A 19,407-nucleotide genomic window follows, 5' to 3' on the forward strand; every position below is an offset into this window, starting at 1 on the left:
ATCCCCTCCGGCGCTGAAACCCTTAGAGTTCTTCCACCCGAACGGCCCGCATCAGCTCGGCGAGCCGCTCCGGCGGCGGCAGTTCGGGGCCGAGGCGGGACAGCGTGCCGGCGGCGAAGGCGGTGCCGCGCCGCGCGCAGTCCTCCAATCCCATGCCCTCCAGCCGGGCGGCGACGACTCCGGCGACCATGGCGTCCCCGGCGCCGACCGTGCTGGCGACCTCCACGGGCGGCGGCACGGCGAGCAGGGCGCGGCCGCCTTCCACGAAGACCGCCCCTTCGGCGCCCAGCGACACGACGACGAGCGCGATGCCCGTCTCCGACAACTCGCGGGCGGCGCGTACCACCTCGGCCCGATCCGTCAGGGGGCGGCCCAGCAGTTCCGCCAGTTCCGCCGCGTTCGGCTTCACCATGTCGGGGCGGGCGGCCACGGCGTGGCGCAGCGGCGGGCCGCTGGCGTCCACCACCACGAAGGCGCCGCGCCGGTGCAGGGCGGTGACCATCTCGGCGTAGGCGGTGTCCGGCACGCCCATGGGGACGCTGCCCGACAGGACGAAAGTCCGGTTGGCGGCGGCGAGATCGTTCACCACGGTCAGCAGCCCCCGCCAGCTTTCCGCCGGAACATACAGGCCCGGCAGGTTGATGTCGGTGACGGAGCGGCCCTCGCGGTCCACCAGCTTGATGTTCACCCGGCTGCGGCCGGCCAAGCGCAGGCAGCGGTCGCGGATGCCGCGGCGGCGGAACAGCGCGTCGAAGACCGCGGTGTTCTCCTCACCGAGGAAGCCGGTGGCGGTGACGGGAGTGTCACCGCCCGCCAGGAAGGCGGCGACGTTGATGCCCTTGCCGCCGGCGGTCCGCGTCTCGGCGACCGCCCGGTTGACCGCCCCGGCGGCAAAGCCCGGTACGTCCAGCGTCTGGTCGATGGCGGCGTTCAGCGTCACGGTGACGACGCCGGGACGTGGGGTGGGCTGCGGGCTCATGATACACCCCCGGCGTCGGCGAAACGTTGGCGGACCAACGCTCTTACCTCCGCCGCGTCGGCGCAGTCCAGCGCCTCGCGGGCGGTGCGCTCGGCGTCGGCCATGGCGATGGCGCGCAGCCGCGCCTTGACGGAGGGAACGGCGGGGATCGCCACGCTCAGCTCCGTAACCCCCAGGCCGGACAGCAGCACCGCCCCCGCCGGGTCGCCGGCCACGCCGCCGCAGGCGCCGACCCAGATTCCGGCGCGGCGGGCGGCGTCCACGGTGCGCTCCACCATGCGCAGGACGGCGGGGTGCAGCCCGTCGGCCTGCGGGGCCAGAACCGGGTGCAGCCGGTCCATCGCCAGCACATACTGCGTCAGATCGTTGGTGCCGATGGAGAAGAAGGACACCTCCCGGGCCAGCCGGTCGGCCATCATCACGGCGGACGGCACCTCGATCATGATGCCAAGCTCGACCGGCGGCACGTCCAGCTCCCGCCGCACCGCCTCGGTGATCGCCTTGGCGCGCTCCAGCTCGGCGGGTGCGGCGATCATCGGGTACATGATGCGCACCGGCCCCTCCACCGACGCGCGCAGCATGGCGCGGAGCTGGGTGCGGAACAGGTCCTCCCGCTCGAAGCACAGGCGGATGCCGCGCACGCCCAGGAAGGGGTTGCCCTCCGCCGGCATGCGCAGATAGGGGACGTTCTTGTCGCCGCCGATGTCCAGCGTGCGCAGGATGATCGGCAACCCGTTCATCGCCCGCACCATGGTCCGGTAGGCGGCGAACTGCTCCTCCTCGTCCGGCGGCAGGTCGCGCTGCAGGAACAGGAACTCCGTGCGCATCAGCCCGACGCCCTCACCGCCCGCCTCCACGGCCTGAACGGCCTCCGCCGGGTCTGAGATGTTGGCGGCGACCTCAACGCGCCGTCCGTCCGTGGTGATGGCCGGCTTGTAGCGGTCGAGCCGCTCGGCCTCCCGCCGCTCGCCCACCTTGATGCGGGCCTCGGCGGCGCGGCCGCGGTCGCGCTCGCTGGGGTCGGCGACCAGAACGCCGCCGTCGCCGTCGAGGATCGCCGCCCGCCCGTTCTCCAGGTCCAGCACCGACGGTCCGGCGGCGACCACCGCGGGAATGTCCAGCGAACGCGCGATGATCGCCGTGTGGGAGGTGGCGCCGCCCCCCGCCGTGCACAGCCCCAGCACCTTGGCCGGGTCGAGCTTCGCCGTGTCGGACGGCTCCAGATCCTCGGCCAGCAGGATGACGGGGTGATCCGGCAGGGCCGCCATGGTTTCCGTCACCGTGGCGAGCAGGCGCAGCACCCGGCGCCCGACATCGCTGAGGTCGGCGGCCCGCCCGGCCAGCAGCGGGTCGGCGAGCTGGGACAGCGTGCCGGCGCGCTCCTCGTAGACCGCGCGCCACGCCCAGCCGGCGCTCTTGCCCCGGTCGATCAGGGCGTGGGCCTCGACGACCATCTCCGGATCGTCGAGAAGCTCCTGATGCGCCTTGAAGATGGCCGCCTTGGCGGCGCCGGCCTTCTTCCAGAACGCCTCGTGCAGGTTGCGCAGGTCGGCGGCGGCGGCGGCGAGCGCCTGATCCAGCCGGCGGTGCTGGGCCGCGGGATCGGGGGCGGTTTCGGCGACCGTCAGCTCCTCCCGCTGGAACTTCCAGACCGGGCCGGTGGAGACGCCGGGGGAGGCGGAGATGCCGGCGATCACCCGCCCGTCGTAGTCGAGTTCAACTGGGCCGAGGTCGGCCGGCGCGGCCCGTGGGGCCGGCTCCTCCGCGGGTGTCGCCGTGGAGACAGGCTCGTCCAGCCCCGCTTCGAACGCTGCGCGGATGGCCTGGAGCGCCGCCGCGGCGTCCTCGCCCGACGCGGTGATGGTCAGCGGCTGGCCGCCCGACGCGCCGAGCCGCAGCAGGGAAATCAGGCTCTTGGCGTTGGCCGTGGTGCCGTCGTGCCGGACGGCGATCTCCGCACGGAAGCGCTTGGCGACCTCGACCAGCGCCGTCGCCGGACGGGCGTGCAGCCCGTGGAGCGACGGGGCGGTGACCGCTATGGAGTCCCCGTCGATGGGAACCGCGACGGGCTCCGTTGCGGGTGCTGGGGGCGCTTCGCCGTTGAGCACGGCCATGATGGCGTGCGGGTCACGGGTTGTGCCCAACCGCGCGGCCTCCGCGGGGTCGCCCAGCACGCCGGTCAGCCGTTGCAGGACGGCGATGTGTTCGTCCGACTTGGCGGCGATGCCGACGACCAGCCGCGCCGGCTCCCCGCCGCCCCAATCGACGCCCTGGGGGAACTGGACGACCACCACGCCGGTCCGCCGCACCAGATCGCGCGCGTCGGGAAGCCCGTGGGGAATGGCGATGCCGCTGCCGAGATAGGTGCCGGACACCGCCTCGCGGCCCAGCATGCTGTCGATGTAGCCGGGGTCGATCAGGCCGCTGTCGACCATCGCCCGCCCGGCGATGCGGATGGCCTCCGTCTTGTCCGGCGCCGCAAACCCAAGGCGCACCTGCGATTCGGAGACCTGAAGCATCGCCCGTCCTCCCCCCGCGCGGAGTCCGTGCGCGGGGCCGGACTCCTCCTTAGAGGAGGATAACGCGTCACTCGCAGCGGCGTTCCGGGACAGAGTCGCGCATGGCGCCGCCGCCACCCCGCGTGTGAGCCAGCATCCCGGTGACGCGGGCGACCAGCGCCGTGGTCTCGAAGGGCTTCTGGAGCACCTCGCAGCCCGGCTCCAGGATGCCGGTGCCGAGCGTGGCGTCGTAAGCGTAGCCGGTCATGAACAGCACCCCCAGCTCCGGCCGCCGCTCATGCACCGCCTCGGCCAGCTGCCGCCCGTTCATGCCGGGAAGCCCGACGTCGGTGACCACCAGATCGGCGCGCAGGCCGCCGTCCAGCAGTTCCAGCGCCTCCGTCCCGTCCGACGCCTCGACGACGTCCAGCCCGGCGTCCTCCAGCGCTTGCACCGCGACCATGCGAACCAGCGCCTCGTCCTCCACGAGCAGCACGGTTCCGGCGGTGCCGTCCACCGCGCCATTCACTGCGCCGTCCACCGCGCTGTTGGTCGCGGGCGCCGCGGCGGCCCCCGGCAACAGGCCTGCACCCTCCTCCCCGTCGCAACGCGGCAGGTAGAGGCGCACGGCGGTGCCCCGCCCGGCCTCGCTGTCGATGCGCACCAGCCCGTGGGACTGGCTGACGAAGCCATAGACCTGCGACAGCCCGAGCCCGGTCCCCTGCCCGATCGGCTTGGTGGTGAAGAAGGGGTCGAAGGCGCGCTTGATGATGTCGGGCGGCATGCCCATGCCGGTGTCGGTGACGGTCAGGACCACATAATCGCCGGGCGCCGCGCCGGAGACGTCGCCGGCCACGTCGGCCGTCGTCAGATGGGCGTTGCCGGCGGTGATGGTGATGCGCCCGCCGTCCGGCATGGCGTCGCGGGCGTTCACCACCAGATTCAGCAGCGCGATCTCCAGCTGGTTGGAATCGCACCAGGCCGCCCAGACGTCCGGCGGGCAGTCGGTCGCGATGGACACTTGTTCGCCCACCGTGCGGCGCAGCAGGTCCTCCATCCCCTCGACCAGCACGCAGGGCTTCGTCGCGTCGGGGCGCAGCGGCTGCCGCCGGGCGAAGGCGAGAAGACGCTGCGTCAGCCCGGCGGCGCGGGTCGCCCCGACCTTGGCGTGGGCGGCGTAGTCGCGCAGGTCCGCCCGCTCCGCCGTGTCCAGCCGCGACAGCAGGAGGTCAAGGTTCCCGGAGATCGCCGTCAGAAGGTTGTTGAAGTCGTGGGCGATGCCGCCGGTGAGCTGACCGAGCGCGTCCATCTTCTGGGAATGGCGCAGCGCCTCCTCCGCCCGCTCGCGCTCGGCCTCGGCGCGCAGGCGGGCGGAGACGTCGACCACGGCGGCCATGGTGCGCAGGAAGCCCCCCCGCCCGTCCCGCTCGATCCGGGCGGAAACCAGCACGTCGGCGACTTCCCCCGACCGCTTGACCAGCCGGTAGGGCATGTCCTGGAACGCGCCGAGCCGCAGCAGCTCCGGCCAGTGGTGCTCCCGGTGCTCGCGCACGACGTCCGGCGGCATGAACTCCGTGATGTTGCGGCCGAGCACCTGGCCCCGGCTCTCGTAACCCATGAACTCCAGCCAGCGGTCGCTGACGCTCAGCAGCCGCCCCTCGGCGTCCAGCGAATGCAGCGGCACCGGCGTCTTGGCGTAGAGCGCGCTGAGGTCGGCCTGGGCGCGCTGCCGCTCCGCCACCTCGCCCAGCAGCCGCCGATTGGCGGCCACCAGTTCCGCCGTGCGCTCGGCCACCTGCCGTTCCAGATCCTCGCGGGCATCGGCCTGGGCGGCGCGGGCCTTCACCGCGTCGTCGATGTCGGTGCAGGTGCCGAACCAGCGGGTGATCCGCCCGTCCCCATCGCGCAGCGGCACCGCCCGCCCGAGGAACCAGCGGTACCGGCCCCCGGCCTCGCGCAGCCGGTACTCGACCTCGTAGAAATCGCCCGACCGCACCGCGGTGGTCCACAGGGCGGCGGTCCGCGCCCGGTCGTCCGGATGAACCACCTCCACCCAGGCCGTGCCGGTCATCGCCTCCGGCCGGGTGCCGGTGTAGGCGAACCAATGCAGGTTGTAGTAATCGGGCAAGCCGTCCGGCGGGGCCGACCAGACGAGCTGCGGCATGCTTTCCGCAATGGCGCGGAACTTGGCCTCGCTGTCGCGCAGCGCGATTTCCGAAGCGCGGCGGTCGGTGATGTCGCGGACCACCACCGAATAGGCGGCCGGCGCGCCCGTGGCGTCGCGCGCCACGGTCAGCACGGTGGAGCCGAAGAAGCGCCGCCCGTCCCGCGCCGCGTGGATCCATTCGACCTCGCAGCGCTCCTTCTCCGCCACCCCGGCCAGCAGGCTGCGGATGTTCTCCGCGCCGCGTTCCTCCGGCGCGAAGAGCAGGGAGAGCGGATGGCCCAGCGCCTCCTCCTCGGTGTACCCGAAAAGGCGGCGGCTGCCCTCGTTCCACGAGGTGATGCGACCGCCCAGGTCCAGCGTGACGATGGCGTAGTCGCGGATGTCGTCGATGGCCTGCCGCAGGCGGCGCAGATTCTCCTCGGCCTGCCGCCGCTCGGCCAGGGTGCGGGCCTCAAGGATCGCCCGCTCCACCGCGGCGGGCAGATGGGCCAGCCGCTGCTTCAGCACATAGTCGCGGGCACCCATCTTCAGCGCCGATACCGCCGTCTCCTCCCCCATGCGGCCGGACAGGAACAGGAAGGGGGTTTCCGGAGCGCGGGCCTTGGCGATGCCCAGCGCCTCCAGCCCGTCGAAATCGGGCAGGGAGAAGTCGGCCAGGATCAGGTCGAAGCGCCGCCCGTCCACCGCCGCCTTGACCAGCGCCGTCTCGAAGGCCGCGCGGGTGTCCACGCGGGTCACGTCGCAGGAAATCCCCGCCTTGCGCAGGCGTGCGCAGGCCAGCTCACAATCCAGCGGGCTGTCTTCCAGATGCAGGATGGTCACGGCGGCTGGCATTCCGGCGGGCATTCCTTCAGGCGCCTTTTCCCGCGGGCGGGGTTCCCGCCGGCCGGCGGGCGCAGCCGACCGGGGGTTCGTTCAGGATCGCCCAGAAGGCGCCCAGGTCGCGGATCGCCTGGAAGAAGGCCCTGAAGTCCACCGGCTTCACCACGAAGGCGTTCACCCCCAGCTTGTAGCTGCGCACGAGGTCGCTTTCCTCGCGCGACGCGGTGAGCATCACGATGGGAACGTGCCGGGTCTCCGGATCGCTCTTCACCCGCTCCAGCACCTCCAGCCCGTCGATCTTCGGCAGCTTGAGGTCGAGCAGGACGACGGCGGGAAGCTGGGTCGGCTGCCCCGTCTCCGGATCGCGGCGGGTCAGCATCCGCAACGCCTCCTCGCCGTCGCGGGCGACGATCACGTCGTTGGCGAGCTGGCATTTCTCCAGCGCCGCCAGGGTCAGCTCCAGGTCCCGCGGGTTGTCTTCGACCAGCAGGATGGGTTTCAGGTCACTCATGTTTCAGGTCACTCATCGAGATCGCGCGGATCCGGTTTCGCCATCCCGGCCTTCGGCAGCGTGAAGTAGAAGATCGCCCCTTTGTCGAGCCGCCCGTCGGCCCAGGTCCGTCCGCCGTGGCGCTCCACGGCGCGGCGGACGTTGGCCAGGCCGATGCCGATGCCTTCGAATTCCTCGTTGCGGTGCAGCCGCTGGAAGACCCCGAACAGCTTCTTCTCGTAGGCTTGGTTGAAGCCGACCCCGTTGTCCCTGACGAAGAAGATGGTTTCGGTGGGCCGGTCTTCGCAACCCACGGCGATGCGCGCCGGTTCCCGGGCGCGGGAGTATTTGATGGCGTTCGACAATAGATTTTGCAGAACCAGCCGCATCATCACGGGATCGCCGCGCACCGTGGGCAGCGGGGCGATGTTCCATTCGATCGCCCGTCCGGCGGTGTCGGGCGCCAGCGTTTCCCGCACCTCCGCCACCAGGGCGTTCATGTCCACCGAGACGGGGGTCAGCTCGCTGCGTCCCATCTGGGAGAAGTGCAGCAGATTGTCCACCAGCGTGCCGGCGCTGTTAGCCGCGTCCACGATGACGTCCAGATAGCGCTTTCCGGTGGCGCTCAACTGGTCCGACTCCAGCTCCTGCAACAGCTCGGCGTAACCGACGATGTGGCGGAACGGCGCGCGCAGGTCGTGGGAAACGGAGTAGGAGAAGGACTCCAGCTCCTTGTTGGAGCGCGCCAGTTCCCGCGACAGGGCCGCCAGCTCCTCGGCCTTGCGCAGGACGATGCCGATGACGGCGTGGCGCAGCGCGGCGGCGGTGTCGCGCTCCGCCGCGGTCCAGGGCAGCGCGCGGTGGCGCACCGTCTCCTTCCACGTCTCGAAAGAGGCACGAGGGGACAATCGCTGCCCGTCGCGGTCGAGCGGCTTGCGCGGGTCACCGCCCCAGCGGACGGTGCGCACCACCTCGGGCCGGAACCACAGCACGTAGCTGGCGTGCAGCTTCGACACGGCGATGGCCAGCAGCCCCGCAGCCTTGCCTTCGAAGTCCGCGGCGGCCCGGTAGAGGGCGGGCAGACTGTCGGTCTCGAATTGCTCCGGCTCGCCCTGGGTGGCCAACCAGTTTACGAGGTCGCGCACCTGCTCTTCCGTCGGGGTGTCGCCGACCAGCGTACAGCGCCGTTCGAAGACGACGGCGGCTCCGCTGGCGTTGGCGAAGCGCAGCAGGTCGTCGGGATGCTCGGTCAGGCCGGCGATGAAGGGATCGACCTGGGCCATGGCGGCCAGCAGCCGCGCCTGGATGGATTGCAGGGCGATGCGGTGCTCCGCGTCGCGCCGGTCCTCCACCGCGGCGATGCGCACCGACAGGATCTGGGCGATCAGGTCGCAGGCCGAGCGCACGGCGTAGGACACCGCCCTCGGCTCCCGGTGGTGGCAGGAGACCAGCCCCCACAAGACCCCGTGCAGCAGGATCGACACCGACATGGAAGAGGCGGTTTCCATGTTCCGCATGTATTGCACATGCACCGGCGACACGCTGCGCAGGACGGAGAGGCTGAGATCCAGCGGCGCCGCCCCGGCGGGAACCGGCGGCAGCGCGACCAGCGGCACCGGGGCGTAGCCGGCATCGGGGATCAGCCGCTGGCGGTTCAGCCGGTACAACTCGCGCGCCTGGGTGGGGATGTCGGAGGCGGGAAAGCGCAGATCCATGTAGGAGGGCAACCGCCCGTTCCCGTCTTCCGCCACCACCGTGCCGTGCCAATCGGCGTCGAAGCGGTAGATCAGCACGCGGTCGAAGCCGGTGAGTGCCCGCACCTCCTGCGCGGCGCAGTTCAGGAGGTCCGCCGGCGCGTTCAACGCGTCCAGCCGCTCCAGCGCCTCGCGCATGCGCGGGTAGACGTGGTCGAGAAGGTCGGTCTCCTGCCCGTCCAGCCGTTCCAGCTCCAGGATCACCACACCGTTGCCCGCCGCGTCGGGAACGGCGTGGGCGAGAAGCTGGTGACGGCCGGCACCGGGCAGTTCGGTCACGGTGACTGGCACCGGGCGGGACGGCACCGGACCGGCGGCAAGGAAAGAGCGGACTGTGGTGGCGATCTGCGGGTGGAGCGCTCGTTCCAACGGCTGACCCAACGCCTGCTCCAGCGGCAGGGCAAGCGCCGGCGCAGCGTTGGCGCTTGCCTGGATCAGAGTGGCGCCGACGTCGTTTCCGGAAAAGGCCAACAGCATGCCGTGAGGCTGGATGCTGCCGGGGCGATGGATCGGTTCCCGGCTGCAGGCGTCGAGATCCAAATCACCGACGGTCATGGCGCCGGTCCTTGCGGCAGCGTTCACTCCAAAAACAAAGAAAATCCAATAGGTCGCTCCTTAATGCCCTGCTCGCCGTGCGGTCTATTCGATGATTTCAGATAATGTCGAATGTTTCACGTTGCGGGCATCTCTTTGGTTATCGCCGGGGATCGACTGAGACAATACCACTTCAGAATAAGATCATAAGCTATTAGTCATATAGATTGCCTTTCGTTGGGCGCAACGTGGGTAGGGGGGTGGAACAGGATACGGGATATCGCCCGGGGCGGATCCACGCGGTTGGAACTTTTCGACCGGACCGCGTAAAATTCGCTCTGGAGCTTCGGGCGGAACGGGGCCAGCGGACGGAAGGCGGGCAGGGGTGCATCGGAACGGAATCGACGCCGCGCGGCTGGGCACCGCGCGCTGCAGCAGCTGCGCCATACGGGACCTCGTCCTGTTCGGCGACCTGCGCGACCAGGATTTCGACCTGATCCACATTCCCATCGACGAGTTGCGCTTCCAGCCCGGCGCCACGCTCTACAGCGCGGGGGACGAGGGCGGCTCCCTCTACACGATCCGCAGCGGGCTGGTGAAGCTGGTCCAGTTCCTCCCCGACGGCACGCAGCGCATCGTCCGGCTGCTCCGCCGGGGCGCCGTGGCCGGGCTGGAGGTGCTGGTCGGCAAGCCCTACGAGCACACCGCCGTCGTGCTTCAGGAGGCCGAGACCTGCCGCCTGCCCCGTGCGGTGGTCGAGCGGCTGAGCAAGGAAACGCCGCGTCTGCACGCCCGCCTGATGGAGCGCTGGTATCAATCCCTGCATCAGGCCGACGAGTGGCTGACCGAGCTGTCCACCGGCAGCGCCCGGCGGCGGCTGGCCCGACTGTTCCTGAAGCTCGCCGCCGATGCTCCGAACGATCCGGTCCTGCTGTCGGGCCGCGAGGATTTGGGCGCCATGCTCGGCGTCGGCATGGAGACGGCCAGCCGCACCATCGCGGAGTTCAAGCGCGCGGGTTTCGTGGTCGAGAGGGCGCCGAACGTCTTCGTCTGCGACCTGTCCGCGCTGGAGGCGGTGACGCTGGACGGGTAGAGGCGCTTGCCCCCACCCCAGCGCCCCTCCGACAAAAATCGCCCGCCACCCCCGTCCGTTTGCGGATTCGCAAAGGCGGCGCCGCGCCGTCTCCCTAGCCTGCGGGGACGGCCCGCCCCCTGCCCCGCCCTTGCCCCATGTGTCCGCGGGCCGAACCACGGACGACCATGATGAGCGTTTCCACCACCGAACCGTCTACCGCCCCCCATCCCGCGGAACCTGCGCGCAAAAGCGGCCTCTACGCCAAATACAGCAAGATTTACCCGAAGTCGGTCGGCGGCACCTTCCGCCGGCTGAAATGGCTGACGCTGATCCTTCTGCTCGGCCTCTACTACGTCACCCCCTGGATTCGCTGGGACCGCGGCCCCAACGCGCCGGATCAGGCGGTGCTGGTGGATATGCCGGGCCGCCGCCTGTATTTCTTCTTCATCGAGCTGTGGCCGCAGCAGGTCTATTACCTGACCGGCGCGCTGATCCTGGGGGCGATCGGCCTGTTCCTGGCGACCGCGCTCGCCGGCCGCGTCTGGTGCGGCTACGCCTGCCCGCAGACGGTGTGGAGCGACCTGTTCCTGTGGGTGGAGCGCCGGATCGAGGGCGACCGCGGCGACCGCATCCGCCTGGATCACGCCCCCTGGTCGCCGGCCAAGCTGGCAAAGAAGGCGGCCAAGCACGCCGCGTGGCTGCTGATCGCTCTGCTGACCGGCGGGGCCTGGGTCTTCTACTTCAACGACGCCCCGACGCTGGCGCTGGAGATGCTGCGGTTCGAGGCGACCTCGAACGTCCTGCTGTTCATCGGGCTGTTCACCGCGACGACTTATCTGCTGGCCGGCCACGCGCGCGAGCAGGTGTGCATCTACATGTGCCCCTGGCCGCGCTTCCAGGCGGCGATGCAGGACGAGGAGAGCCTGACCGTCACCTATGAGGACTGGCGCGGCGAGGGCCGCGGCCACCTGAAGCGCTCGCAAAGCTGGGAGGAGCGCAAGGCGAAGGGGCTGGGCGACTGCATCGATTGCGGAGCCTGCGTCCATGTCTGCCCGACCGGGGTGGACATCCGCAACGGCCCGCAGCTCGCCTGCATCGGCTGCGGCCTGTGCGTGGACGCCTGCAACGACGTGATGGCAAAGATCGGGCGGCCCGGCGATCTGGTCCGCTTCGATTCCCTGAACGCCCAGATCGCGCGGGCCAACGGAGCCAAGCCGGCGTTCAAGCCGGTACGCCCACGGACGATCATCTACACGCTGCTGCTGACCGTCGTCGGCGGGATGATGGCTACCGGTCTGGTGCTGAAGCCGAAGGTCGACGTGAACATCCTGCGCGACCGCGCGCCGCTGTTCGTCACCCTGTCCAACGGCGACATCCAGAACGCCTACACGGTCAAGGTCCTGAACATGACGCGGGCGGCCCAGAGCTATCGCCTGTCCGTCACCGGCCTTCCCGGCGCCGTCCTGTCGGTGGCCGGCGGCGAGGGCGAGGCGGCGGAAGGCTCCGTCCTGGTCGAGGCCGATCCCGACAGCGTGGCGACCCACCGCGTGCTGGTCCGCGTGCCGAAGGAGGCGCTGCGCCAGCCCTCGACCCCCACGGCCTTCGTCGTCACCCGCCAGCCGGACGGGCTGACCGTCCAGCACGAGACCGTCTTCCTCGCTCCCTGACCCTGCCTGTCTCTTCAACCGATGGAGGTTGCGCCATGAACTTCGACACCACCACCTACATCGCCCTGGCCGGCGCCGTCAGCGTCTTCGTCGTCACCATCGGCGTCTTCGCCTTCCTGCTGACCCGCAAGGGCAAGTGAAGGCTTCCCGTCGGGAGGGTGAGGTTGCTTGCCCCGCCGGACCTGTTGCATAACGGCGTTCGGCGGGAGATCCCCCAAGAACGGCGTCGTGAAGGGTCCATCGATGGAAGTGCTAAAGTTCTCGCCGGAGGATTTCTCCCATGAACTTCTGGCGCTCGAGATCGCCAAGCTCATCAAGGACGAGACGCCCCCGGCCGAACCGCTCACCTTCCACGCCTATTGGGACGGCCCGCTGAACGAGAAGCACCTCATTTCAGTGAAAAGCTGCCATCTGTTCAACGTCCGTGGCCGCGCGAACAAAATCATCCTCTGGACGCAGAACGGCGTCGAGAACGGATATCCGAGTGAAATCAGCGAATACGCCGAGATCCGCGCCTTTTCCGAGCGCGACGAATGCCGCGGCACCTTTCTCGAGGGAAACGACTTCGGGCGGTCGATCGACGCGTCCTTCTACTCCGACATCGTCCGGTACATCCTGCTCTACAAATACGGCGGCGTGTGGTTCGACCTCGACTGCCTGTTCCTGAGGAGCGTCACGCCGCTCCTGAACCAGTTTCCCGGCAAGATCCTGGCCTATCGATGGGAGCGGCAGAACTATCCCAACGGCGCGCTCTACATCTCCCCCACGCCGCGATCGGAGGCGATGAAGGGCAACATCGAGTTCATCCGCAACCGCGGGCGCGGCTGGGGTTTCCAGCAGGCCGGCTTGGTCTACGACACGCCGATGGACATCCTGGTGCTGCCGTGCCCCTGGTTCGACGCCGGGTGGATCGACAATTCGGTGCTTCACTTCAACGACTTCATGACGGCGTCGCCGGTCGCGTTCGACCTCGACAGCTTCTTCCCCGGCGCCTTCTGCTTCCATTGGCACAACAAGTGGCGCGACGTCATCGAGCCGACGAGCCCGATGGATCGGCTCGCCCGCGACATCGACCGCCGGCTTTCCCTGGGGGGCTGAACGCCGCCGCGATCTTCGCCGACCGCCTCTGTTGAAGCCCCGACGCCGGACAGAACAGGACGGAGCGGGGACCCACCATGACCACGACGCTGACGGGAAGCGCCGACCGCCTGGATGCGGGCGGCTGGGCGGCCAGCAGCAACGTCTGGAATCCGGGCGGCTACCGCAACGGCAAGGACTTCACCCAGTCCATCGTCCTCAACGAGGCGACGTTTCCCAACGGGACGGTGATCAGCTGGAATTGGCCCTACGACAGCCGGCGCGCCTTGACCTACGAGAATTACCCGGTACGCGCCTATCCGGAGCTGACCCACGGCGTCAACCCGTGGAATGGTGCGCCGTCCACCAGCGCGGTCCTGCCGGCGCGGATCGCCGACCTGCCCAACTTCGACGTGACCTACAAGGTCGGCCTGACCGGTGCCACGAACCTCTACAACGTCGCCGTCAGCCTGTGGATCGGCGACGACCCGGCCAAGGGGATCGAGGGCGTGACCGACGAGGTGATGGTGTGGCTGCACAGCGGCTTTTTCACCCCCGCCGGGGAGCCGGTCGCCACGCTGACCGACGCGCAGGGGGACGCCACCCTGTGGAACAAGCCGCTGTTCAGCGGTGGGGTGGACGGCAATCCGATCGACTGGGAATACACGGTCCTGCAATACGGCGACGACCGGCTTGCCGGGACGCTGGACCTGGACGGGTTGCTGGACGAGCTTCAGACCCGCGGGATCGTCAGCGAGACGGACTGGATCCTGGGCTTCCAGTTCGGCGCGGAGGTGGCGGCGGGCGCCGGGTCGATGACGGTCGAGCAACTGGCCGTGGATTTCACGGCGCCCCCGGCTCCGGCCCCGGCTCCGGCGATGATTGCGACGCCGCCGGACCCGGTGATCGGGGTGGTGCCGTCGGTGTAGGGGTGAGCGGCCGTGCCGGCCCCCCACCCCCACGTTTTGACCAAATCAGCCGGCCAGCGACTTGCCGGCGGCGCCCAGATCGGCGAAGGCCTCGTCCAGGCGGCGGACCATGCCCTGCTCGCCCAGGCGCAGCCACTTGCGCGGGTCGTACAGCTTCTTCAGCGGCTTGCCCGACTGCGGGTCGATCTGATGGCGGAAAGCCGCCTCGTTCTCCAGCACGAAGCCGCCGATGGACTCGGCGAAGGCGAACTGGGTGTCGGTGTCGATGTTCATCTTGAACACGCCGAAGCCGACCGCCTGGGCGATCTTCTCCTTCTCCGACCCCGAACCGCCGTGGAACACCAGGGCCAGCGGCTTGGCGCCGCCGCCGTGACGCTCCGCCACCAGGGACTGCGAGGCGCCGAGGATCTCCGGGCGCAGCTTCACGTTGCCCGGGGCGTAGACGCCGTGGACGTTGCCGAAGGAGGCCGCGACCGAGAAGTGGCCGATGGGCGACAGCTCCTCATAGGCGCGCAGCACGTCTTCCGGCTGGGTGTAGAGGTGGGCGTTGTTGGCGGCGTCCAGGTCCTCCGACCCGATGCCGTCCTCCTCGCCGCCGGTCACGCCCAGCTCGATCTCCAGGCTCATGCCCAGCGGGGCGAGGCGCTTGAGGATGCGGGCGCATTCCGACAGGTTGAAGTCCAGCGACTCCTCCGACAGGTCGAGCATGTGCGAGCTGAACAGCGGACGGCCGGTGCGGCGGAAATGCTCCTCGCCGTGGCCGATCATGCCCTCGACCCAGGGGATCAGGCCCTTGTTGGCGTGGTCGGTGTGCAGGACGACGCAGACACCGTACTGCTCGGCCAGCAGATGGACGTGCTGGGCCGCCGACACGGCGCCGAGGATGCGCGCCTGGAGCGCGTCCTTCATGCCCTCGCCGGCGTAGAAGCGGGCGCCGCCGTTGGACAGCTGCACGATCACGTCGGAGCGGTTCTTCGCCGCCGCCTCGAGGACGGCGTTGATGCCGTTGGTGCCGACCACGTTGACCGCCGGCAGAGCGTAACCGCCGTCCTGGCAGGCGGCGATCAGCGCGCGGTAGTCCTCTCCGGTCACGACGCCGGGCTTCAGTCGGGTCGGGGCAGACATGGGTGAATTCCTCCCTCGGAAAAATACTGCCTTGAAACGTCGGCTCAAAGGTTGGTTCAAACGTCGGTTCGATCGTTCGGTCAAGCCCCATATGGGCATGGGACCGGCGAACGCCACGCGCTCTTTTTGCCACTTCCCGCGCCGGAACGCTGCAAAAGACTTGCCGCGAAAGCCACCCTGGACCTGTGACGAAAGGACCCGCGGCGCCTTGCAGGACCGCAATGGTAAGGAGACCGGGACCATGGACGCTCACTGTGTCTGGGAGGCGGGCGCACAGCTTGGCGAGGGGCCGGTCTGGTCGCCGTCGCGCAACGCCCTGTTCGCCGTGGACATCCGCGGGTCGCGCCTGCTGCGCTACACACCCGCCGACGGTCGGGGCCGCGACTGGCCGCTGGAGGAGGCCGCCTGCTGGCTGGTCGAGCGGGCGGACGGCGCTGGCTTCGTCGCCGGGCTGCGTTCGCGCCGGCTGGTCGGCCTGACGCTCGACGGCGACCGGCTGACCATCGGCCGTGAGCTTGTGCGGCTGGAGGAGGATACACCCGGCAACCGCCTGAACGACGCCATGGCCGATGCGGCGGGGCGGTTGTGGGTGGGCAGCATGGACGACGCGGAACAGGACGCCTCCGGCGCGCTGTACCGCGTCAGGCCGGACAGTCGCGTGGAGCGGGTGGACGAGGGCTACACGGTCAGCAACGGCCCCGCCCTGTCCCCGGATGGGCGGACGCTCTACCACACCGACAGCCCGTCCCGGACCATCTTCGCCTTCACCCTGGCCGGGGATGGTTCACTGTCCGACAAGCGCGTCCACCTCCGCTTCGGCGAGGAGGACGGCTATCCCGACGGCATGACCTGCGACGCCGAGGAGCATCTCTGGGTCGCCCACTGGAGCGGCGGGCGGGTCAGCCGCTTCCGGCCGGACGGGACGCTGGACCGGGTGGTGCGGCTGCCGGCGTCCAACGTCACCTCCTGCGCCTTCGGCGGGCCGGGCCTGGACCAGCTGTTCATCACCACCGCCGCCCACGACGCGCCGGCCGGGGAGCCGCTGGCCGGCGGGCTGTTCGCCTGTACGCCCGGCGTCGCCGGGCTGCCGCCGGGACGGTTCGGCGCGCCATGAGCAAACTGCGGGTCTTAGCCGCCGGTCTTGCCAGCGAATTTGATATACTAGTATAACTCCCCTGCTGAACAGCAGCCGTCACCGCATGGCGGAAGGACCGCGCGCCGTCGTGGCGGGTGCCGCCCCCAGGTGATAGATCTGTGCGGACACCGCAGCCTATCCGGCGCCACCGGGGCGGCGGCGTCCGCAACCGTGCCGAAGCCGTTCTCCCACAAGGGGAAAAGGGCTTTAGCAGGTGCAGCAAACTGCTTTACAGTTGCAAGCATATCCTTTCTCGACGGTTCCACCTTCGCACAGCCGGAGCGACCCACGATGACCACCGACGCCTCCCTCCATTCCACCGCTCCGGTCACCGACGCCGAAACCGGCACCGACACTGGCATCGACGACAAGGATTTCCCGCTGCGCGAGGACATTCGCCTGCTCGGCCGCCTGCTCGGCGACACGGTGCGCGAGCAGGAGGGCGACGGCGTCTACGGCGTCATCGAGAACGTGCGCCAGGCCTCGGTCCGCTTCAACCGCGACGACGACGACTCCGCCCGCCGCGAGATGGCCGAGATCCTGAACGGTCTGCCGCGCGACACGATGATGTCGGTGGTGCGCGCCTTCTCCTATTTCCTGCACCTCGCCAACATCGCCGAGGACCAGCACCACATCCGCCGCACCCGCGACCACGCCATCGCCGGCTCGCCGGCGCGCGAGGGCACCCTGCCCTACGCGCTGGAACGGCTGGAGGCCGCCGGGGTCGGACCGGACCGGCTGGCCGGCGTGCTGGACATCGCCCAGGTCAGCCCGGTGCTGACCGCCCACCCGACCGAGGTCCAGCGCAAGAGCATCCTGGCGCTGGAGCACAAGGTGGCGTCCCTGCTCGACACCCGCGACCGCTCCCGCCTGACGCCGGAGGAGGCGGAGGCCAACATGGACGCGCTGCAGGAGGCCATCCTGACCCTGTGGCGCACCCGCATGCTGCGCCCGCAGCGCCTCGCCGTGATCGACGAGGTGAAGAACGGCATCTCCTACTACACCGACACCTTTTTCTCCGAGCTGCCGAAGCTGTTCTGCCGCTTCGAGGATCTGCTGGCCAAGCGCTTCCCCGAGCGGGAGTGGTCGCTGCCGCCCTATTTCCGCATCGGTTCCTGGATCGGCGGCGACCGCGACGGCAATCCCTTCGTCACGGCGCCGATCCTGCGCGAGGCGATGCGCCTGCAATCGACCGCCGCGCTCGACCACTATCTGACCGAGATCCACGAGCTGGGCGGCGAGCTGCCGCTGTCCGAGCTGCTGCTCGGCACCTCTCCGGAGCTGGAGGCGCTGGCCAAGCGCTCCCCCGACCATTCGCCGCACCGCGCCGACGAGCCGTTCCGCCGCGCCCTGACCGGCATCTACGCCCGTCTGGCGGCGACCTCGCGCACGCTCGACCAGCATGAGGCGCTGCGCAACGCGGTCGGCAAGGGCGATCCCTACGCCACCAGCGCCGAGCTGCTGGCCGATCTGGAGGTGCTGGCCGCCTCGCTGAAGGCCCACGGGGCAGGCCGTCTGGCCGCCGGGCGGCTGCGCCGCCTGATCATCGCGGTGAAGACCTTCGGCTTCCATCTGGCGCCCATCGACCTGCGCCAGAACTCCGACGTGCACCAGCGCACGGTGGCGGAGCTGCTGGCCGTGGCCGGCCGCTGCGCCGACTACGCCGCCCTGTCGGAGGACGAGCGCATCGCCCTGCTGGCCGAGGAAATCCAGAGCCCGCGCCCGCTCCACTCGCCCTACCACGTCTATTCGGAGGAGACGGCGGGCGAGCTGGCGATCTTCTTCGCCGCCCGCCAGCTGCGCGAGACCTACGGCCCCGCCGCCCTGCCGAACAGCATCATCTCCAAGACGGACGGCGCGTCCGACCTGCTGGAGGTGGCGCTGCTTCTCAAGGAATCCGGCCTGCTGCGCCCGGAGGCGGGGGGCGCTCCGGCGCTCGGCCTCAACATCGTCCCGCTGTTCGAGACCATTGAGGATCTCCGGCAGGCCCCGGCGACGATGGAGCGGCTGTTCACCCTGCCCGCCTACCGCGCCCTCGTCACCTCGCGCGGGGGCGAGCAGGAGGTGATGCTCGGCTATTCGGACAGCAACAAGGACGGCGGCTTCCTGACCTCCGGCTGGGAGCTGTACAAGGCGGAGATCGAGCTGGCGAAGCTGTTCGACCGGCACGGCGTGCGCATGCGGCTGTTCCACGGCCGCGGCGGCTCGGTCGGCCGCGGCGGCGGCCCCAGCTATCAGGCGATCCTGGCCCAGCCGACCGGCGCGGTGTCCGGCCAGATCCGCATCACCGAGCAGGGCGAGGTCATCGCCTCGAAGTACGGGCGGCCCGAGGTCGGGCAGCGCAACCTGGAAGTCCTGACCGCGGCGACGCTGGAGGCCACCCTGCTCGACCTGGAGAACCGCGTCGAACCGGCGGAGTCCTTCTACGCGGCGATGGAGCGGCTGTCGGAGCTGGCCTTCGGCGCCTACCGCGGGCTGGTCTACGAGACGCCGGGCTTCACCCAGTATTTCCGCACGGCCACGCCGATCTCGGAAATCGCCACGCTGAACATCGGCAGCCGTCCGGCCTCGCGCACCAAGTCGGACCGCATCGAGGACCTGCGCGCCATTCCCTGGGTCTTCTCCTGGGCGCAGTGCCGCCTGATGCTGCCGGGCTGGTACGGCTTCGGCAGCGCCGTGGAGGCTTGGCTGAAGGAGGAGCCGGACGGGCTCGCCCTGCTCCAGCGCATGAACCGCGCCTGGCCCTTCTTCAAGTCGCTGCTGTCCAACATGGACATGGTGCTGGCCAAGAGCGACCTCGCCATCGCCTCGCGCTACGCCGAGCTTGTGGAGGACGTCGAGCTGCGCGAGCGCATCTTCGGCCGCATCCGCGAAGAGTGGCAGCGCACCCGCCGCCATCTGCTGGCCATCGCCGGGCATGACGAGCTGCTGGGCGAGAATCCGCTGCTGGCGCGGTCGATCCGCAACCGCTTCCCCTACATGGACCCGCTGAACCACGTCCAGGTCGAGCTTCTGCGGCGCCACCGCGCCGGCAGCAGCGACGAGCGGGTGCGGCGCGGCATCCTGATGTCGATCAACGGCGTCGCCGCCGGCCTGCGCAACAGCGGCTGACCCATCACCCGATACCCCATCCCGTCAATCCTGCGGGATGGGGG

General features: G+C 69.9%; 12 protein-coding genes. 6 read left to right on the plus strand and 6 right to left on the minus strand.

The window, feature by feature from the left end:
- Positions 1-22: 22 nt before the first annotated feature.
- From pfkB to AC1DVI_RS10720, 5 genes are all read right to left on the minus strand, one after another.
- The gene (gene pfkB, locus AC1DVI_RS10700; RefSeq protein WP_476957948.1) at positions 23-979 is read right to left on the minus strand and encodes a 1-phosphofructokinase; all 957 of its coding nucleotides are present in this window, start codon (positions 977-979) and stop codon (positions 23-25) included.
- Complete coding sequence (gene ptsP / locus AC1DVI_RS10705) at positions 976-3,498, minus strand: phosphoenolpyruvate--protein phosphotransferase (RefSeq protein WP_476957949.1); 2,523 nt, start codon at positions 3,496-3,498, stop codon at positions 976-978. Before ptsP ends, pfkB begins: the two co-directional genes overlap by 4 nt.
- A 67-nt stretch (positions 3,499-3,565) precedes the next feature.
- Complete coding sequence (locus AC1DVI_RS10710; protein ID WP_476957950.1) at positions 3,566-6,478, minus strand: PAS domain S-box protein; 2,913 nt, start codon at positions 6,476-6,478, stop codon at positions 3,566-3,568.
- 16 nt (positions 6,479-6,494) lie between these two features.
- Positions 6,495-6,977, minus strand: coding sequence for a response regulator (locus AC1DVI_RS10715; RefSeq protein ID WP_149166307.1), 483 nt, complete (start codon positions 6,975-6,977; stop codon positions 6,495-6,497).
- Between the two features lie 8 nt (positions 6,978-6,985).
- On the minus strand, positions 6,986-9,265 hold the full coding sequence (locus AC1DVI_RS10720) for an ATP-binding protein (protein WP_476957951.1): 2,280 nt from the start codon (positions 9,263-9,265) through the stop codon (positions 6,986-6,988).
- A 364-nt stretch (positions 9,266-9,629) separates the two neighbouring features.
- Here AC1DVI_RS10720 and AC1DVI_RS10725 point away from each other — a divergent pair, with 364 nt between their 5' ends.
- The 4 genes from AC1DVI_RS10725 to AC1DVI_RS10740 all read left to right on the plus strand — a co-directional run bounded on the left by AC1DVI_RS10725 (position 9,630) and on the right by AC1DVI_RS10740 (position 13,992).
- A complete protein-coding gene (locus AC1DVI_RS10725) occupies positions 9,630-10,337 on the plus strand; it encodes a Crp/Fnr family transcriptional regulator (protein WP_476957952.1) in 708 nt (235 codons plus the stop codon).
- Between the two features lie 170 nt (positions 10,338-10,507).
- Complete coding sequence (ccoG, locus tag AC1DVI_RS10730; RefSeq protein ID WP_476957953.1) at positions 10,508-11,986, plus strand: cytochrome c oxidase accessory protein CcoG; 1,479 nt, start codon at positions 10,508-10,510, stop codon at positions 11,984-11,986.
- Positions 11,987-12,229: 243 nt separating this feature from the next.
- Complete coding sequence (locus AC1DVI_RS10735; protein WP_476957954.1) at positions 12,230-13,084, plus strand: glycosyltransferase; 855 nt, start codon at positions 12,230-12,232, stop codon at positions 13,082-13,084.
- A 77-nt stretch (positions 13,085-13,161) separates the two neighbouring features.
- Positions 13,162-13,992, plus strand: a complete 831-nt coding sequence (locus AC1DVI_RS10740) for a GH12 family glycosyl hydrolase domain-containing protein (RefSeq protein ID WP_476957955.1) — start codon at positions 13,162-13,164, stop codon at positions 13,990-13,992.
- A gap of 45 nt (positions 13,993-14,037) precedes the next feature.
- Here the strand turns inward: AC1DVI_RS10740 and fbaA are convergent, their stop codons facing one another.
- Entirely contained in the window at positions 14,038-15,117 is a 1,080-nt protein-coding gene (fbaA, locus tag AC1DVI_RS10745; RefSeq protein WP_407823909.1) for a class II fructose-bisphosphate aldolase, read from the minus strand.
- A gap of 241 nt (positions 15,118-15,358) precedes the next feature.
- Here fbaA and AC1DVI_RS10750 point away from each other — a divergent pair, with 241 nt between their 5' ends.
- Both AC1DVI_RS10750 and ppc read left to right on the plus strand, forming a co-directional pair.
- Positions 15,359-16,231, plus strand: a complete 873-nt coding sequence (locus tag AC1DVI_RS10750; protein ID WP_476957956.1) for an SMP-30/gluconolactonase/LRE family protein — start codon at positions 15,359-15,361, stop codon at positions 16,229-16,231.
- Between the two features lie 312 nt (positions 16,232-16,543).
- Entirely contained in the window at positions 16,544-19,363 is a 2,820-nt protein-coding gene (ppc, locus tag AC1DVI_RS10755) for a phosphoenolpyruvate carboxylase (RefSeq protein WP_476957957.1), read from the plus strand.
- The last annotated feature ends 44 nt before the right edge of the window (positions 19,364-19,407 follow it).

The sequence above is a fragment of the Azospirillum sp. P4_B5 genome (genome assembly GCF_056402275.1).

Excerpts from the sequence above, each read along its gene's own strand:
- pfkB (WP_476957948.1), bottom strand. The coding sequence starts at position 979 with ATGAGCCCGCAGCCCACCCCACGTCCCGGCGTCGTCACCGTGACGCTG.
- ptsP (WP_476957949.1), bottom strand. The coding sequence starts at position 3,498 with ATGCTTCAGGTCTCCGAATCGCAGGTGCGCCTTGGGTTTGCGGCGCCG.
- AC1DVI_RS10710 (WP_476957950.1), bottom strand. The coding sequence starts at position 6,478 with ATGCCAGCCGCCGTGACCATCCTGCATCTGGAAGACAGCCCGCTGGAT.
- AC1DVI_RS10715 (WP_149166307.1), bottom strand. The coding sequence starts at position 6,977 with ATGAGTGACCTGAAACCCATCCTGCTGGTCGAAGACAACCCGCGGGAC.
- AC1DVI_RS10720 (WP_476957951.1), bottom strand. The coding sequence starts at position 9,265 with ATGACCGTCGGTGATTTGGATCTCGACGCCTGCAGCCGGGAACCGATC.
- ccoG (WP_476957953.1), top strand. The coding sequence starts at position 10,508 with ATGAGCGTTTCCACCACCGAACCGTCTACCGCCCCCCATCCCGCGGAA.
- AC1DVI_RS10735 (WP_476957954.1), top strand. The coding sequence starts at position 12,230 with ATGGAAGTGCTAAAGTTCTCGCCGGAGGATTTCTCCCATGAACTTCTG.
- AC1DVI_RS10740 (WP_476957955.1), top strand. The coding sequence starts at position 13,162 with ATGACCACGACGCTGACGGGAAGCGCCGACCGCCTGGATGCGGGCGGC.
- fbaA (WP_407823909.1), bottom strand. The coding sequence starts at position 15,117 with ATGTCTGCCCCGACCCGACTGAAGCCCGGCGTCGTGACCGGAGAGGAC.
- AC1DVI_RS10750 (WP_476957956.1), top strand. The coding sequence starts at position 15,359 with ATGGACGCTCACTGTGTCTGGGAGGCGGGCGCACAGCTTGGCGAGGGG.
- ppc (WP_476957957.1), top strand. The coding sequence starts at position 16,544 with ATGACCACCGACGCCTCCCTCCATTCCACCGCTCCGGTCACCGACGCC.